Source organism: Herminiimonas fonticola, assembly GCF_003293745.1.
GTDB classification, from domain to species: Bacteria; Pseudomonadota; Gammaproteobacteria; order Burkholderiales; family Burkholderiaceae_D; genus Oxalicibacterium; species Oxalicibacterium fonticola.
Window position 1 is genome coordinate 388056 of the sequence record NZ_PTLZ01000002.1, and the last position, 17896, is coordinate 405951.

Annotated in this window: 17 protein-coding genes; all 17 read left to right on the top strand. The window is 43.4% G+C overall.

The annotated features are described in order from the left end of the window. The first annotated feature begins 9 nt into the window (after positions 1 to 9). Entirely contained in the window at positions 10 to 1095 is a 1086-nt protein-coding gene (gmd, locus tag Hfont_RS09195) for a GDP-mannose 4,6-dehydratase (RefSeq protein WP_112992081.1), read from the top strand. 6 nt (positions 1096 to 1101) lie between these two features. After that, positions 1102 to 2589 carry a lipopolysaccharide biosynthesis protein gene (locus Hfont_RS09200; RefSeq protein WP_112992082.1) on the top strand — a complete coding sequence of 496 codons (1488 nt, stop codon included), beginning with the start codon at positions 1102 to 1104 and terminating at the stop codon, positions 2587 to 2589. Between the two features lie 132 nt (positions 2590 to 2721). Then, positions 2722 to 2991: a hypothetical protein gene (locus Hfont_RS09205; protein ID WP_112992083.1), complete on the top strand. Its 270-nt coding sequence runs from the start codon at positions 2722 to 2724 to the stop codon at positions 2989 to 2991. A gap of 3 nt (positions 2992 to 2994) precedes the next feature. Next, entirely contained in the window at positions 2995 to 3576 is a 582-nt protein-coding gene (locus Hfont_RS09210; protein ID WP_112992084.1) for an FkbM family methyltransferase, read from the top strand. An 88-nt stretch (positions 3577 to 3664) separates the two neighbouring features. Beyond that, positions 3665 to 4372 (top strand): class I SAM-dependent methyltransferase, encoded by a 708-nt coding sequence (locus Hfont_RS09215; protein WP_162845895.1) that lies wholly within the window; start codon positions 3665 to 3667, stop codon positions 4370 to 4372. Next, a complete protein-coding gene (locus Hfont_RS09220; protein WP_112992086.1) occupies positions 4323 to 5444 on the top strand; it encodes a glycosyltransferase in 1122 nt (373 codons plus the stop codon). The genes Hfont_RS09215 and Hfont_RS09220 overlap by 50 nt, the downstream gene beginning before the upstream one ends. Positions 5445 to 5457: 13 nt before the next feature. Beyond that, positions 5458 to 6483, top strand: coding sequence for a glycosyltransferase family 2 protein (locus Hfont_RS09225; protein ID WP_112992087.1), 1026 nt, complete (start codon positions 5458 to 5460; stop codon positions 6481 to 6483). Continuing rightward, a complete protein-coding gene (locus Hfont_RS09230) occupies positions 6476 to 7513 on the top strand; it encodes a glycosyltransferase family 2 protein (protein WP_112992088.1) in 1038 nt (345 codons plus the stop codon). The genes Hfont_RS09225 and Hfont_RS09230 overlap by 8 nt, the downstream gene beginning before the upstream one ends. Position 7514: 1 nt before the next feature. After that, positions 7515 to 8474, top strand: a complete 960-nt coding sequence (locus tag Hfont_RS09235; RefSeq protein ID WP_112992089.1) for a GDP-mannose 4,6-dehydratase — start codon at positions 7515 to 7517, stop codon at positions 8472 to 8474. A 20-nt stretch (positions 8475 to 8494) separates the two neighbouring features. Beyond that, entirely contained in the window at positions 8495 to 9739 is a 1245-nt protein-coding gene (locus tag Hfont_RS09240) for a class I SAM-dependent methyltransferase (RefSeq protein ID WP_112992437.1), read from the top strand. 68 nt (positions 9740 to 9807) lie between these two features. Next, on the top strand, positions 9808 to 11178 hold the full coding sequence (locus Hfont_RS09245) for an O-antigen ligase family protein (protein WP_112992090.1): 1371 nt from the start codon (positions 9808 to 9810) through the stop codon (positions 11176 to 11178). Continuing rightward, positions 11175 to 12089, top strand: a complete 915-nt coding sequence (locus Hfont_RS09250; RefSeq protein ID WP_112992091.1) for a glycosyltransferase family 2 protein — start codon at positions 11175 to 11177, stop codon at positions 12087 to 12089. Before Hfont_RS09245 ends, Hfont_RS09250 begins: the two co-directional genes overlap by 4 nt. Before the next feature lie 61 nt (positions 12090 to 12150). Next, complete coding sequence (locus Hfont_RS09255; protein ID WP_112992092.1) at positions 12151 to 13092, top strand: NAD-dependent epimerase/dehydratase family protein; 942 nt, start codon at positions 12151 to 12153, stop codon at positions 13090 to 13092. Positions 13093 to 13273: 181 nt separating this feature from the next. Continuing rightward, positions 13274 to 14383 (top strand): glycosyltransferase, encoded by a 1110-nt coding sequence (locus Hfont_RS09260; RefSeq protein ID WP_277740294.1) that lies wholly within the window; start codon positions 13274 to 13276, stop codon positions 14381 to 14383. Next, the gene (locus tag Hfont_RS09265) at positions 14380 to 15324 is read left to right on the top strand and encodes a UDP-glucose 4-epimerase family protein (RefSeq protein WP_112992094.1); all 945 of its coding nucleotides are present in this window, start codon (positions 14380 to 14382) and stop codon (positions 15322 to 15324) included. The genes Hfont_RS09260 and Hfont_RS09265 overlap by 4 nt, the downstream gene beginning before the upstream one ends. A 16-nt stretch (positions 15325 to 15340) precedes the next feature. Beyond that, entirely contained in the window at positions 15341 to 15901 is a 561-nt protein-coding gene (locus Hfont_RS09270; RefSeq protein ID WP_112992438.1) for a sugar transferase, read from the top strand. A 6-nt stretch (positions 15902 to 15907) separates the two neighbouring features. After that, positions 15908 to 17887, top strand: a complete 1980-nt coding sequence (locus Hfont_RS09275; RefSeq protein ID WP_112992095.1) for a polysaccharide biosynthesis protein — start codon at positions 15908 to 15910, stop codon at positions 17885 to 17887. Positions 17888 to 17896 lie beyond the last annotated feature (9 nt).

A 17896-nucleotide genomic window follows, 5' to 3' on the forward strand; every position in this document is an offset into this window, starting at 1 on the left:
AAGATAACCATGCGTAAAGTTGCATTGATTACTGGCGTCACTGGACAAGATGGCGCATATCTCGCCGAATTGCTGCTTGATAAGGGCTACGAAGTACATGGTATCAGGCGTCGTAGTTCACTATTCAATACTGCTCGGATTGATCATTTATTTCACGATATTCATGAGACCGGTTTGCCCTTTTTTCTGCATTACGGAGACATGACTGACTCCTCCAGCTTGACGCGCATCATTCAAAAAGTGCAGCCAGACGAAATTTATAATCTTGCAGCACAGAGTCATGTGGCAGTTTCGTTTGAGGAGCCTGAATACACCGCTAACTCCGACGCGTTGGGTGCACTACGTGTTTTGGAGGCGATCCGTATTCTTGGGTTGGAAAAGAAAACTCGTTTCTACCAAGCGTCAACTTCCGAATTGTATGGTTTGGTGCAAGAGATTCCTCAAAAAGAAACTACGCCTTTTTATCCACGTAGCCCGTATGCCGTTGCAAAACTCTACGCTTATTGGATCACAGTCAATTATCGTGAAGCATATGGAATTTATGCCTGTAACGGTATCTTGTTCAATCATGAAAGCCCGGTTCGTGGTGAGACATTTGTTACGCGCAAAATTACGCGCGCGCTCGCGCGCATCAAGCTTGGCTTACAAGAGTGTCTTTTCCTTGGCAACATGGATTCGCTGCGAGATTGGGGGCATGCAAAAGATTACGTCGAGATGCAATGGCTGATGCTGCAACAGGAAAATCCGGAAGACTTCGTCATCGCTACAGGTGTCCAATACAGTGTGCGTGATTTCGTCAATGTTGCGGCTAATGAACTAGGCATCACCATTCGATGGGAAGGTAATGGTATAGATGAGAAAGGTTACGACTCAACTGGCAAGTGCATTGTTTCTGTCGATCCACGTTATTTTCGCCCTACTGAAGTTGAAACATTATTGGGTGATGCAAGCAAAGCCAGAATTAAACTAGGTTGGGTGCCCAAGATCAGTTTTAATGAGCTGGTGAGTGAAATGGTGCGTGAAGATCTCAAGAGTGCTGAACGCGATGAATTGGTAAAGCGGCATGGTTATCAAGCAAATAATTACCATGAGTAATATCGCGTGAGTTTGAAGCGAAATTTTTCAGTTGGATTCATTGTTTCAATTTGGGGAGCACTCCTCGGTTTGGCGGCGGTTCCTTTTTACCTTAAATATCTAGGTACAGAGGCGTACGGCTTGATAGGTTTTTTCGCAACGACGCAAGCGCTGTTGCAGCTTTTGGATTTGGGCCTATCTCCAACAATTAATCGCGAAGTCGCGCGTTGTTCAGCTTCTGGCAATATGCGCGAAGCGAGGAACCTATTGCATACGATGGCAATAGTCTATTGGATCATGGCAGGATTGATTGCTTTGGTTGCAATAGGTTTGGCCCCATTTGTAGCCGAGCATTGGCTTAAAGCTAGTCAATTACCTGTAGATACGGTGACTCATGCGATCACGCTAATGGGTGTTGTGGTTGCATGCCGTTGGCCGGTTGGACTCTATATGGGGGCTTTGATGGGGATGCAGAGAGTTGCACTGTCAAGCTCCATTGGCGCTGTCGTTGGAACTTTGTCCAGTTTAGGTGCAATTGCAATTCTTGTATTTGTTTCTCCAACGATTGAAGCTTTTTTTATTTGGCAAGCTTGTGTTGGGTTTATGTATGCAATTGTCATGCGCGGCGTGGCATGGAAAATAATGGGTGAAGACAATGAATCGCGCCGATTCAATATTGATGATCTGAAACGGATTTGGCGTTTTTCTGCAGGTATGAGTGCGGTCACTTTAACGGGCGTCATTTTGATGCAATTAGATAAAGTATTGCTAAGCAAATTCCTCAGTCTAGATGATTTCGGACGTTATGTGCTGGCAGGAGTAGTCGCAAATGGCTTATACATATTTTTGACCCCCTTATTTAATGCTATCTATCCACGGATGACAGCGCTTGTCGCTTCCGGGGAAACAGAAAAACTAATTGATTTGTATAAAACGGGGACGCGCCTTTTCCTGACTTTGTTTTTCCCAGTCGTGATTATGGCGGTGCTGTTTTCTGAAGACTTTCTGTTCGTCTGGACCAGGAATCAGCAACTAGCTACAAGTTCCGCATTAATCACTTCAGTGCTTTTGCTTGGTACCGCTTTGAATGGTGTTATGCATTTTCCGTATGCTTTGCAACTGGCTTATGGTTCAACTAGATTGCCCTTAACAATTAATGTAGTGCTGATAATAATTATGGCGCCGATGATTGTTGTCTTGAGCATGTCATATGGCGCCATAGGTGGTGCGATGACATGGCTTCTATTGAATATTTCATATTTGATTTTTGGAACATGGATTACACATAAAAATATATTGAAGGGGGAGGCCTTGGACTGGTTAATTCATAGTGTAGGCATACCATTTGGTATCTCATTTATTGTTATGATGGCAGGCTGGCAATTCACTTATGTAAAAGGAAGTCATTACTTTAATTTTCTTTGGGGTACCAGCTTCATATTGCTGGCTTTGCTGGCGAATATGCTCTTGATGCCCAAAAAAATAGTTGCGAAAATTAAGCAGTGGCGACCTTAACGGTTTAGTAACGAAAATGTAATGCTTCTAGTCGATATGATTTATTTGGAAGGTTCGGTATGTATCAAGAATCGAAACGACTATTAAAAAATCAAGTTTTTAGCAAAAGTCCGAGCGAGTTGGCAGGGGAAAATGGCACTCGCAAAATTTGAGTTGAAAGATATACATGACTCATATTTGTCGCGTCCAACTAAACCGCAAATGTCTCCATATGGTTTCAATTTAGTCGGAAGTAAATCAATGCATCATATTGCGATGCAGCGAGGTGAGTTTGAGTCGGAAGAAACAGCGCTCTTTATGAAACAGTTTCAGCAAGCGGATGTATTTGTCGATGTGGGGGCTAATATTGGATTCTATTCTTGTCTTGCTAAATCTGTAGGGAAGCACGTCATTGCTGTATAACCGCTGCCTCGGAATTTCGGATGTTTAGTAGCTAATTTATTAGCTAATGCATGGGACGATGTTGAGGTATTTCCGCTTGGACTCAGCAAGAAGCCAGGCTTGGCAACCTTATACGGTACTTCCCGTACTGGTGCATCATTGATTGGGAGTTGCGCAGGAGCATCTCAGTTCTTCCATCGTACAATTGCACTTTCCACGTTGGATATATTGCTTGGAAGTCGTTTTAATGGAAAGAAAGTATTTATAAAAATTGATGTTGAAGGCGTGGAGTATGAGGTACTACTTGGGGCTTTGGTGACAATGGATATGAATCCAAAGCCTACGTGGGTGATAGAGATATGTTTGAATGAATATCATCCAGATGGGATAAATCCTCACTTTCAGGATATGTTCAATTTGTTCTGGCAGCGTGGATACGAAGTGTGTACAGCAGATGAAAATAATAAATTGATCCAGCCGGAAGATGTTGCTCGATGGGTTCAAGAAGGCAGGTGTGATTCGGGAATGATTAATTATAAATCCCCCCCTTCTGATGTTATTGAGTCTGGTTCTAGATTTTTGCAAAGTAGGGTCTTCGGCTTTTAAGCTAATTTTTAATGTCTCGATAGACATCAATTTACCAATTTCATCAGTATTAGATGTTGGTAAATAAAACGGTGAGGAAAATATGGTAATGGAAGTATTGCAGAATAAATCGCAAATCGACGAATCTAGAGCTGCGTTAGTAAAGAAAGGTGCTTCTGCTATTGAATCGCCATTTCGTTCTTTTTTAAGACGTTATCGTTTGGCCGGCGGTATCGTATTGGGTGACCATGTCAAGAGCTGGGATGTATTGGCTAGTCTGAATTTTATCGAAAAGCATGTCCAAAAAAACGAATCTATATTAGATATCGGTTGTTATGCATCTGAGATAGTTGTTGCGCTTCATAAATCTGGTTATAAGAATTTGACTGGCGCAGACTTGAATCCCGACTTGACGCAAATGCCATACAACGATTCCATTCGCTACGAAATTACTAATTTTATGCAAACGCCGTTTGTTGAAGGTTCGTTCAAGGCCATTACGTCTATTTCTGTCATAGAGCATGGATTTGATGGCGATGCATTGTTAAAAGAGACGTCTCGCCTTCTTCAATCTGGTGGATACTTTATTGCCTCTTTTGATTACTGGCCAGAAAAAATAGATACAAGCGAGATTAAATTTTTCGGTATGGATTGGAAGATCTTTTCCAAAAAAGACGTTGCCGATTTTATTCAACAGGCGGCTGATTATGGTATGACGCCAGTTGGTGAACTTCATTATGAAGCTCAAGAAACACCAATAGAATGCGGTGGCAAAAAATATACTTTTGGTTGGTTGGTGCTTCAAAAAACTGTTTAACGTGCGAGTGCTCATAGTGGCGGGATCTTATCCGCCAGACAAATGCGGGGTCGGGGACTATACCGCGCAATTGGCGAACGCCTTGGCGGCGAGGCCAGGGATCGAGGTGGCGGTTCTTACCAGCTTGTCTGCGGGTATTCCATCGGACTTGACGGAAGTTAAAGTATTCCGTGTGATGCAGAATTGGCGACTCAGAAACGTCTTGCAGATAAAGCAGGTGATTTCTAAATTCCGACCTGATGTTGTTCATATTCAATACCCGACACAAGGATACAACGGTCGACTTCCTCAGGTGTTCCCAGTTGTTATGCGGTTGTTGGGTTTTCCTGTTGTTCAAACTTGGCACGAACATTATGTTGAATGCAGTGCGGTCAATTGGTTGAATTTACTGGCGTGTAATGGCTTGGTTTATGTGCGGCCTGATTTGGTGTCGAAGCTTCCTCATTGGATACAAGTGAGGCTCCGAAAAACTCCTTTAGTTTATATTCCCAATGCATCTACGATTCCAGTGGCGCGCTTAAGTGTGGAGCAAGAACATAGTATTAAATGGGAGTTATCTGGCGGTAAACCAATTGTTTGTTATTTTGGCTTTGCATATCCAAATAAAGGAGTAGAGCGGTTATTTACGATTGCGGATCCAAGTAAACATCATCTCGTTTTAATCTGTGATTTGAATGATGAACATCCTTATCAAGCAACGATTTTACGTTTGATGGAACAGGCGGCGTGGAAGGGACGTGTGACGGTTACCGGATTCCAGTCAGCACAACGCGTGGGGGAAATCCTTGCTGTTGCGGATGCGGTCCTCTTTCCTTTTCCTAACGGTGCGGGCGAATGGAATACTTCTTTGAAAGCGGCTGAGGAAGCCGGTGCATTTACAGTGGCTACGACACAAGATAATGATTTATTCGGATACCACGAATCAAAAAATATTTATTTTGCCGATTGCGATCAAATATCGGAAATGCAGGTTGCATTACATCGATATTTAGGTACTCGTAAGAAGCCTATGATAAAAAATGTATGGGAAGAAGTTGCGATGAAGCATGAGCAATTGTATCGAACTCTTTAAGGCTGATTGATTTATGCTCATTAAATTGACAATCTGTATTCCCGTTTATAACTGTGCTGCGTTTTTAGGGCAGGCCTTAGACTCCATTCTGCCGCAGGCTAAAGAAGGGGTTGAGGTTGTTGTTTATGATGGTGGTTCTACCGATGCGACTCCTGTTTTGATGGAATGCTATACCAATTTGTGGGCAAATCTGCATTACCATCGAGGCAGTGAGCGTGGCGGGATTGATGCGGATATGGCAACGTGTGTTGAGTTCGCACAAGGGAAGTATTGTTGGCTGTTCAGTGGCGATGACGTGATGCGTCCAGGTGCTATTGAGTGCTTATTTGAATGGCTAAAACAAGAAAAAGATGTCTATATTTGCAGGCATACCATTTGCAATAAAAATATGGTCATTTCGCATGAGCATCCCGTATTGTCTCTTGATCAGACATTTTCAGCAGATTTTATCAATTCCGGCGAACGTCTTGAATGGTTTCGGCGTGCAGCTACTACAGAAGCATTTTTCAGTTTTATCAGCGGAATAATTGTTCGTAGAGAGAAATGGCAGAGTGGCGAATTGCCTGTGGCCTTTAGCAAAAGCTGCTGGGGGCATGTTGCGCGGCTTTTCGGCTTGGCTGCTTCGGGATTGAAAGTTTGCTATGTCGCTGAGGTTTGGCTAGATCAGCGTGGAGAGAATGATTCATTCGCGGACAAGGGGATTGTCAATCGGTTTAGGATTGGTATTGAAGGATACCATCGGTTAGCGGATACATTTTTTGGACATGAGAGCGAAGAAGCTTTTCATGTCAGGCGAGTAATCCAGAATGAATTTGGTTTGAAGACATTTATGTTGATAAAAATTCAATGTATGAAATATCCGATACGAGAGAGTAGGCAGGAGTTAGACAGATTGGTGCGAATGACGTATTGCGATAGCCTGTTCATTCCAAAAATAAAGTGTTTTATATACTTCGGAACTCCATATTTCTTCTTGGGTGTACTTAGAGCACTCTATCAACCTGTCAAATGGATGCGCAGGTTGTTGCACAATGCTTGAGTCTCCTAAATTATCTATTTGTCTCGCTACGTATAACAGAGGGATGTTCATTGGAGAGACTCTAGATTCGATTTTAAGTCAGTTGCAGCCGGGTGTAGAGCTTGTGGTTGTGGACGGCGCATCTCCTGATAATACCTCCGAGGTAATGGCGCAGTACTTACAGCGTTATCCGCAAATTCGATATTATCGTGAGCAGGAAAATTCCGGCATTGATAAAGATTATGACAAAGCCGTGGGCTATGCGAAAGGTGAGTTCTGTTGGTTAATGACAGACGATGATTTGCTTCATCCTAGTGCCATCAATCGAGTGATTGTTACATTGGAGGATGAGCTTGATCTCGTTGTTGTTAATGCGGAAGTCAAGAATGCAGATTTTTCAAAAACCTTGGATGCAACGTTAATTAAGTTACCTGCTGATAAAAAATTTGATGCTCGGAATAATGAGGATTTTTTTGAAAAAACAGTGCAAGGACTTTCATTTATTGGTTGCGTAATTATCCGGCGAGAGTTGTGGCTATCTAGGAATCGCACGCTTTATTACGGTACGTTATTTATCCATGTTGGAGTGATTTTTCAAGATCCAGTGGTTGTAAAATCGACCGTCATTTCTGAGCCCTTAATTACGATTCGCTATGGCAACGCAATGTGGACGCCCCGTAGCTTTGAAATATGGATGTTTAAATGGCCGGAATTGATTTGGTCATTCAACGCATATTCGGAGAAAACAAAAGCGCTTGTCTACCCACGCGAGCCGTGGAGAAAAATTCGATTGCTTGCGTTGTATCGTGCACTTGGCGGATATGGCATGACTGAATATCGGAAATTCTTATTGGGGAAAGTATTCGGTTTGTTGCGCTTGCAGTGTCTATTTGTTGCCATTGTTCCTGCGATAGCGATGAATATGCTGATCAGTTTGCACTGCGTTTTGATAAACCGTAGCGCAAAGTCCGCAATGTATAGTCTCTTAAAGAGCCGTCATGCGAATTTGGTAACAAGATTCGCAGCAAATATTTTGGATGTTGGCAACTAAAATGAAGAGTGCTCTTATTACCGGGTTAACAGGACAGGATGGGCTGTATTTGGCTGAGTTGTTATTGGAGAAGGGTTATCGAATCATCGGTGCTGTACGAGACGTACTTAGTGCAGAACGAAGAATCCCAGCTCATTTAAAAATAGTTGAGCTTGTTGAATGGGACATGCTGGATCAGCAGAAGATGATAGAAGTTCTGTCGCATTATCGACCCACGGAAGTATATAACTTTGCGGCGTATTCGTCTGGGGTGGGGATGTATGACGATCCGGTTGGGATCGGTGATGTCAATGGTCTAGCGGTCGCTCGTACACTTGAAGCGATCCGGATTGTCGATATAAAAATCCGGTTTTGCCAGGCATCCAGCCGGGAAATATTTGGTGCTGCGCTCGATAGTCCCCAAACTGAAGATACCTTAGTGAATCCGCGTAGTCCGTACGGCGCGGCCAAATTATATGCTGATTCTATGAATCGTATATACCGGGAGCACTATGGCATGTATGCGTGCTCTGCGATTTTATTCAATCATGAAAGTCCGCGTCGAGGATTGGAGTTTGTCACAAGAAAAATTACTCACGAAGCTGCGAAGATAAAACTAGGCCTGACAAAGGAGCTTCACCTTGGCAATCTTGATACAGAACGGGATTGGGGATTTGCTGGTGACACTGTGCACGCAATGTGGCTGATGCTTCAACATACTCATGCGGATGACTATATAGTTGCAACGGGTGAGACACATTCAGTACGTGAGTTTTGTGAGTGTGCATTTGAGTATTTGGGGCTTGATTATCGGACTTACGTCAGAGAGAACGCTTCTGCTTACCGACCAAGTGAGCCAGCATTATTGGTCGGTAATGCTAGCAAAGCAAAGCAAAGCCTGGGATGGATGCCACAGGTTGGCTTTAGGGCGTTGGTACATATGATGGTGGCTGCAGAAATGCGGTCGCTGGAAAAAATTTAAAAACTACTTAGGTAATGTCTATGTATAAGAAAATTGAAAAGTGCAGAATTTGCGGCAATACACATTTGGAATGTGTATTGGATTTGAACGAGCAGATGTTGACCGGTGTGTTTCCTCGCGAGAAAAACGCGAACGTTACAGTTGGCCCGCTACGTTTGGTTAAATGTGTGGGGGGAGATGATGTCTGTGGATTATTACAGATGGAGCATTCCTATGATTTGGGTGAGATGTATGGCGAAAATTATGGCTATCGCTCAGGTCTAAATGCCAGCATGGTGACTCATTTGCATGACAAGGTAAAACGTATCCTTGGCCTCGTTGAGCTAAACAAGGGTGATTTGGTTATCGATATAGGTAGTAATGATAGTACTACGCTACAGGCTTATCCTTCGTCAGGTCCCGTGTTGGTTGGTGTTGATCCGACAGGCGTTAAATTTCATAGTTACTACCCTTCCCATATTCAATTAATTCCTGACTTCTTTTCTTCAACATTGGTGGAAGCTCGTTTCCCAGGGAAGAAGGCAAAAGTAGTTACTTCGTTTTCCATGTTTTACGATCTTGAGGACCCTTTGGGGTTTATGCAGCAAGTGTATGGGGTGTTAGCGGATGATGGGGTCTGGGTATTTGAACAGAGTTATATGCCGACCATGCTCGATACTAATTCGTACGACACGGTTTGCCATGAACATCTCGAATTCTACGCGCTGCGCCAGATAAAATGGATGGCAGACAAAGTTGGATTCAAAATTGTTGATGTGGAGTTTAACGACATAAATGGGGGTAGTTTTTCAGTCACTGTGGCGAAATCTAACGGAGACCTAACGATTGTTCCTTCTGTTCAGAAGATTCTTGATGATGAACGTTTGAAGGGATTGGATACGTTGGTGCCGTATCAGGAATTTGCGGAGCGCGTTGTTAAGACAAAACGGGATCTTCTGAAATTTATTGAAACAGCACATGCCGAAAACAAAACAGTGGCTGTTCTTGGTGCTTCGACGAAAGGCAATGTGTTATTGCAATACTGTGGTTTAACGACAAAACAAGTTGAATTTGTTGGTGAGGTTAACCCGGAAAAATTTGGTTGTTATACACCAGGAACATGGCTTCCCATTATCCCGGAGCAGGAGCTTTTGGATAAAAAACCTGATTATATGATTGTGCTTCCTTGGCATTTTAAGAATTTCTTTGTGGCAAATAAAAAATTCTCTGGTATGAATCTAGTGTTTCCTTTACCGGAAATAGAAGTCGTAAGGGGTGCTGTTTAATAATAAATAGACTTAACCATTTTCTTTTTATTGGTGGGAAAAAATAATCGGAAGTTGAATCTATTATTTTGAAGAATTGTAACTGGTTAGAAAAAGTACTCATAGCAGCGATCATTTTACTTATCGGTGACACGATACTGGGTGGTCCGGTGGGTCTTATCTTCAGAGGTGAGCGTCATTTCATATTGACGCTCATTTTTTTGGTCAGCTTTTATCTTTGTTTACAAAAATTAACGAAGATATCCATTTTAAAAACTTTGTCCTGGAAAGACTATGTTTTTTGGCCGCTATGGATTTTTCTCATAAATTTGATATGGGTTTTAGCTATCCCTATTGTCACAGGTGGTAGTTTAATGTTGGCCATACAAGATGCTCAATCCTTAGCGATATTGCCTATAGCTTCACTCGTTGCGTGTTCTATGCAACACAAAAAAATATCACTTTTCCTGATGCAGTGGATAACAGGATTAACGGTTATTTTAGCTGCTTGCCAATTCGCTTTATGGATTTGGTTGAACTGTTATCCTCAGCCCCCCGAAAATTATTATCATTACATTAAATTAATATTTAACACGGTTGATTCTGTATTCATTTTTTTGCAAGAGCCTATTAGTGGTGATCATGTGCGTGTGTTTTGGATTAGTTCAATCTGGATAACGGTTGCTGTTTTTATCACGCCGTTAATCATAAATAGTAATAAAAAAATATTTTTGGTAGATCTGATTTTAGGATGTGCAATTTGTGTGACGTTTACAAAAGGGCTTTGGTTGGGGATTTTTGTAGCAATAATTTTTTGTATTGGTGTGATGTTATTTTTTATTCGTAGATACACATCTTTTAGCGAGTCACCCATCAATAACTGGTGGTATGGGCTACTTGGACTCGTGTGCTCGATATTTCTTATTATGTTTTTGGACTACCTAGTTAATGAACGAATTAGCCTACTTTCGCGGATGTCAATTTTTGAGATAACTGACGCATCGAATAAGGACATGCCAATTAATAACGTGATCACCGACAAAAGTACTGCTGAACGAATGTCGCAAACAGGTGCATTGTTAACTAAGTGGGAACAACGTCCCTTTATGGGTTTTGGCTATGGTGCTTTTGTTTCAGATCATGTGCGTGATCCATCTCGTCCATTTTTATATGAGATGCTTCCATTCGCTCTTTTGATGAAGTTGGGAATAGTTGGCTTCGGTTTGTATTTAATTTCTATATGGGGACTGATTTTAAGTGTTTTATATAAAAAGAGAGGTTCATACGAGGGGGTGATGTTTATAGGAACAGTCATCGCTTTTTTTATAGCAGCTAACACCAATCCAATTTTATATAGCTTTGTTGGTATGACTGTTGTGTTTTTCATTTTGATATGGTGGATAGAAATGATGCATGCTGCTGGGAAAGTGCCCGATAATCAAGATAGAAGTGTGCCGTGAAGTTGACTCCGACTGTTGTACTACTCGCTACTTATAATGGCGAAAAATATTTAGTAGATTTTTTGGAGAGCCTTTGCAGGCAATCTGAGAAAAATTTTAAAGTGATCGTTAGAGATGACGGATCAACCGATAACACTTTGCACATTCTGGAAAGTTACCAGGACAAACTCCAGATTGAAATAATGGAATCTGTAAAGCGACTTGGCCCAGCTTTTAGCTTTCTAGAGCTACTGAAGTGCTGCGGAGATCAGTTCGATTTTTATTTTTTTGCTGATCAGGATGATTATTGGCACGCATCAAAAATTGAACGAGCGATTGATAAACTTGCATCGTGTAAGAACGGAGTGGGCTTGTACTGTTCGCGGTTAGAGTATGTTGATCAGAATCTCGCTCATATTAATTACTCAAGAATTCCTGAGGAAATTTCTTTTGAAAATGCACTTGTGGAAAATATTGCTACAGGTTGTACGGTTGCGATCAATGGCGCTGCTAGACGACTGATTATCGACAATCCACCAATGCAACTCATCATGCATGATTGGTGGTTTTATATTGTGGTGGTTGCGTTTGGCAAGGTTATTTACGATCCATTTCCATCAATTAAATATCGTCAGCATGGCAACAATACGATTGGTGCTGCAACTAATATAGTGCAAGATTTCAAACGCAGATTGCGTCGTTTTATCAGGAGTGATGGTGGCATTTTTGGTATTGCAAAACAGGCCATCGAACTTAAACGATGCTTTTCCAGTGCGTTTGAGAAAAAGCAGTTGAGGTTAGTCAATAGCATAATTGATGGGAAAGATTGCATTCCTAAAAGGGTATCACTTGCATTCTTCTCGAAATTTGTTCGTCAACGATGGTTTGATACTTTTATCCTCCGAGTTTTATTTTTGACTGGACGATTTTGAGCCAGGTTGCTTATATTGCATAAAGCATTTTTAGCATACAAAATTAACGAAGCACATTGACATGATTATTGCTGTTACCGGTGGCACTGGATTTATTGGACGCAACCTTGTGCTGCATCATCTTGCGTTAGGGGATGAGGTACGCGTACTTTCACGTCGATCGCCTAGTTCCGTTAGATTGCCTGATTCAGTAAAGTGGTATTGCGGTGATCTCACCAGCGCCACTGGTTTGGAATCATTTGTTGATCAGGTAGATGTTCTATATCACTGCGCTGGCGAAATTCGTGATGAAGCTCTTATGAGCGCGCTGCATGTAGATGGCACGCGGGAGTTGATTAATGCTGCAACTGGCAAAATTGGACGGTGGGTGCAGTTGAGCAGTGTCGGCGTGTACGGGTTTCCTCAAAGTGGCGAAATAACCGAGGTAAGTCCGCAATGTCCCACAGGCATTTATGAAATAACAAAGAAACAGTCAGATGATTTGGTCGTTGAAGCTGGAATGGGCGGTGCATTTGATTGGGCAATCTTGCGTCCTTCGATCGTATTTGGTGAGCAAATGGCCAATCAATCATTATTTCAAATGATTAAAGTTATTGATAAAAAAATGTTCTTCTTCATAGGTAGACCCGGTGCAAGTGCCAACTATATTCATGTGGATAATGTTGTGTACGCTTTGAGTCTCTGCGCTTCGCTACCACAGGCGGCTGGAAAATTTTTTAACTTGTCGGATTATGTGACATTGGAAGTATTTGTTGGAATGATTGCCGATGCATTGGGTAAAAATAGACCCTGCATTCGACTTCCAGTAATTGTCACGAAGGAAATTTCCAGAATGGGTACATTGCTCAGTAAACGTTTCCCGTTAACGGAATCCAGAATTAATGCGATGACAACAAGGGTTGTTTATCCTACTAATTCCATTCAGTCTGTTTTAGGTTATAGCCATAAAGTTTCTATGATATCTGGTGTTACTCGCTTGGTCCGTTCATGGCAGACTAATTAGAGTACTTATCGACCAATCGAGAGCCATTAATCTTGCTCTTGTCAGACAAATATTTTAAATGCCGATTTGTGAAAAAACAGCCGAAATTATTTATAAGTCGAGGTAATGTGGCATGAGACTAAAGGTCGTCAGAGTCGTCACGGCGTCTTATGTAGTCCCTTGGCATCTCCATAACACGCTTATGCGTATATCGTCCGATTTTGAGGTGTGCGTCGTAGGAATGGATGTATCGAAGAATCAAAATTCTTATCCACATGTAAAATTTGTTGATATCGATATCAATCGAAAAACGAGTTTGAGCGCAGATTTTTTAGCCTTGTTTGCATTGTGCAGATTTTTCCTCGCATACAAGCCAGACATTGTCCATTCCATCATGCCGAAGTCAGGTTTGTTGAGCGCCTTGGCTGGGTTTGTTTGTCGCGTACCTATTCGCATCCATACTTTTACTGGTCAAACATGGGCTGCAAAAAAAGGTTTGTCGCGTCATTTCTATTATTTTCTGGATAGATTAATTAATGCGCTGAATACCGTTTGTTTAACGGACAGTTTTTCGCAATCATCTTTTTTGCGAGATTACAAAATTTCTAATTCCGGATGCCCATTACCGGTTCTATCTAAAGGTTCTTTATCTGGTGTAGATGTTGAGCGATTTAATTTGTCCACACTTATTGAGCCTGGAAATAAACTCCGTTGTGAACTGGGGTTGGATAAAGAGGATTTTATATTTTCTTTTATCGCTAGAAAAACCCGTGATAAAGGTGCAATTGATATATTAAAAGCGTTTTCCTCTGTATCAGCCGTTTCACAAAAGGCAAAGTTGTTGTTTGTTGGCCCCGATGAAGACGGTGAAATTGAGCGCCTCCGAGAAACGGCTCCAGAACTGTTCTCTAATGTAGTTGATGTTGGGCATGTAAGTAATCATGAGGTTTATTTAGCGATCACTGATGTTCTTTGTTTGCCAAGTTACCGTGAGGGGTTTGGCACAATTGTGATTGATGCCGCAGCAATGGGCATTCCTACAATTGGCTCTGATATTCCAGGATTAATCGACTCAGTTGTTAACCAAAAGACCGGGATGTTATTTTCGGTAGGGGATTTAGATGAGCTGACGAAGCTTATGCTTACTTGTATTGCAGAGCCGTTAATGTTGACGCAAATGGGGCAGTTTGCGAAGAGCAGAGTAACGGAATTTTTTACTGCAGATAAATTGTACACAGCGTTAAAAGAATTTTACTTGGAATGTGCATTGGACAACCATACTACTTGTAAAAAAATAGGTGCGTTGTCATGAATTTGTTGATTACTGGTGCCAATGGTTTCGTAGGTCACCCGTTGTGTATGGAGATGAGCCAGAGGCAATATTCGGTAAGAGCCGCTGCAAGAAGTTTTTGTAATTTTGATCATCTCCCTGAGGAAAAGATAAGCAGGGTATTGGTGTCAGATATAAATGGCGATACCAATTGGTCAAGTGCTTTGACGGGTATCGACGTCGTCATTCATCTTGCGGCGCGTGTGCACGTGATGCAGGATCATTCGGTTAATCCATTGGCAGAATTTCGTCAAACGAATGTTGCCGGAACGGAGCATCTTGCGCGCGCTGCGGCAGCAAGTGGTGTCAAGCGATTCGTTTATGTCAGCTCTATCAAAGTAAACGGTGAATCGACGAGACGAGATGAAATGTTTGTTGAGTCTGATAAGGTTTGTCCTCAAGACCCCTACGGAATTTCGAAATGGGAAGCTGAACAGGCTTTGCAGCGAGTAGCAAAAGAAACGGGGTTGGAGATTGTGATTGTAAGACCTCCTCTTGTTTATGGCCCTAAGGTAAAAGGGAATTTTGCTCAAATGCTGAAGGTGGTACGTAAGGGAATACCATTGCCACTGGCAGAAGTTGATAATTTGCGCAGTCTGATCTATGTCGGCAATCTGGTGGATGCTTTGATCCTTTGTGCAACGCATCCGGCTTCCGCTGGACAAACTTACCTTGTGAGCGATGATGAGGATGTTTCAACGTCAAATTTGTTACATGAACTAGGTAAGGCAATGGGGTGTCCAGCATGTCTACTGCCTTGCCCTCCCATTTTATTGAGATTGGGTGGGAGTTTATTTGGGAAAAGTGAACAAGTAGAGCGTTTGCTTGGTTCCTTGCGTGTAGACAGCGGTAAAATTCGCCGTGAATTGGGTTGGGTACCTCCATATTCATTACTGCAAGGTTTGCAGGCCACCGTTATTTAGTTTTGTGTAATTTATGTTGAAACGCTCGTTTGATTTACTACTGTCCATCATTGCTGCTTTTTTGCTGGCCGCGCCGGTTATCGTCGTTGCATTAATGGTGCGAATAACATCGTCAGGGCCAGCCGTATATTGGTCTGATCGTGTTGGCCTGCATAATAAAATTTTCAAAATGCCAAAATTCAGAACCATGCGTGTAGATACTCCTGCCGTAGCTACCCACTTGCTTACGAATCCAGAACAATTTTTGACGCCTATCGGTTCTTTTCTGCGCCAATCTAGCCTGGATGAGTTGCCGCAGTTATGGAGCATTCTCAAAGGTGACATGAGCTTTGTTGGCCCGCGCCCGGCATTATTTAATCAGGAGGATCTGATATCGTTACGCAGCCGTTACGGCGTTGATCGGATCAAGCCAGGATTGACCGGATGGGCGCAGGTTAATGGTCGCGATGAGTTGCCGATTCCGGAGAAGGTAGAACTGGATGTGGAATATATGCAGCGACAGTCTTTCTGGTTCGATTGGAAAATTATCATTCTGACGTTTCTCAAAGTATTAAAAAAAGACGGTATTACTCACTGAGTCCAGATGAAACCATTCCTCGAATTGCCGCGTTTTCAAAAGCAGTTGATCGCCGCCACGGCTGATCTGCTTTTGTTACCGCTGACTTTTTATTTGGCTGTGCTGCTACGTTATGACAGCAGTACGCCGCAGTTATTCCAGATGTATTTCTGGATGATAGTCGCGGCGCCGCTGATTTCTATTCCTATTTTTCTCAAGCTGGGCCTTTATCGCGCGGTAATCCGCTTTATCGATCAAAAAATTGTCTATGTGGTTGTGCTGGGGGTAACGTTGTCGGTTATTTGCCTGGCCGCATTGGCGACCTTTACCCACACCGTCACCTTGTCACGCGGGGTTTTTGGCATCTACTGGGTGAGCGCTATTCTGTATGTGGTCGCCAGTCGTTTCATGGCGCGCGGTTATCTGCTGCGGACAAATGATAAAAGCGGTGCGATACGCGTTGCGATTTATGGCGCCGGGCATTCGGGGATGCAGCTGGCCAGTGCGTTGCGTGCAGGGAGTGCATACCTTCCTGTGGCTTTGCTCGACGACAAAAAGGAATTGCAGGGAGCAACGATTGCGGGTGTAAAAGTGTGGGCGCCGGATTGCCTACCTAAATTGGTTGCGGATAAACAGGTGCAGGAAATTTTGCTGGCGATGCCGTCCTTGCGCAAGGCAGAGCAGAAAATCATTCTGGAGCGACTTGAACCGCTTAAGGTAAAGATCAAGGTGACGCCGCCGATTGCCAGCCTGGTCAATGGCGAATTGCGCGTGCAGGATATACGCGATATTGAAATTGAGGATTTATTGGGCCGCGATACGGTAGAGCCGGATGCGCAATTACTGACTACCTGCATCACAGGGAAAACCGTGTTGGTAAGCGGAGCTGGCGGTTCGATAGGCTCGGAGTTATGTCGTCAGATCATACGCCTGTCGCCTAAACGCTTGCTGTTGCTCGATATATCGGAGTTTGCGCTTTACTCGATCGAGCAGGATTTGCGCGAGATCGAACAAGCCCATCATGACAAGGTGGAGCTATTACCTTTCCTCGGCTCGGTACTGGATGCGGAAAAGTGCGAACGTATTTTGCGTACCTTTGCAGTCGATACCATTTATCACGCGGCGGCGTACAAACATGTTCCGCTGGTTGAACACAATCCGATTCAAGGCATACGCAATAATGCATTCGGCACCATGATGTTGGCGCAAGCTGCCATTGCTGCGGAAGTCGCCTGTTTTGTGCTGATTTCTACCGACAAGGCGGTACGTCCCACCAATGTGATGGGAACGACCAAGCGCCTGTCGGAGCTGATTTTGCAGGGGCTGTCGCGTACGCAGAAGCAAACTCGGTTTTGCATGGTGCGTTTTGGTAATGTATTGGGATCATCTGGCTCTGTGGTTCCACTGTTTCGCAAGCAAATCATGGCAGGTGGCCCGATCACACTCACTCATCCGGAAATTACCCGTTACTTCATGACCATTCCGGAAGCGGCGCAACTGGTATTGCAGGCAGGTGCAATGGGCGAGGGCGGCGATGTATTCGTGCTGGATATGGGCGAGCCGGTCAAGATTCTTGACCTCGCCACGCGCATGGTGCATCTCAGCGGCCTGGAAGTGCGTAGCGCATCCGATGAGTCCAGCGATGCGATCGAGATCAGGCATGTCGGTCTTCGTCCAGGTGAAAAATTGTATGAAGAGTTATTAATCGGCTCTAACGTAGAAGGTACGCAGCATCCCTTGATCATGCGCGCACAGGAAAACGAAATCCCATGGGCTGAATTGCAGACATTGCTTTCGAAGTTGCAGCAGGCTTGTGAGCAATTCGATTACGCGCAAGTACGCGCCATGTTGCAGCAGATCGTGAGCGAATACGCGCCGCAATGCGGAATAGAAGATTTGCTTTGGCTGGAAAAAAACGGCGCTTGCAGTGCAGGCGACAATCTGTCACGGCAATTGGAATCCGATACGCCAATAGTCAAACCCGGATTGCGGCAGGTGAGCCCGTAGTTCTCTGCA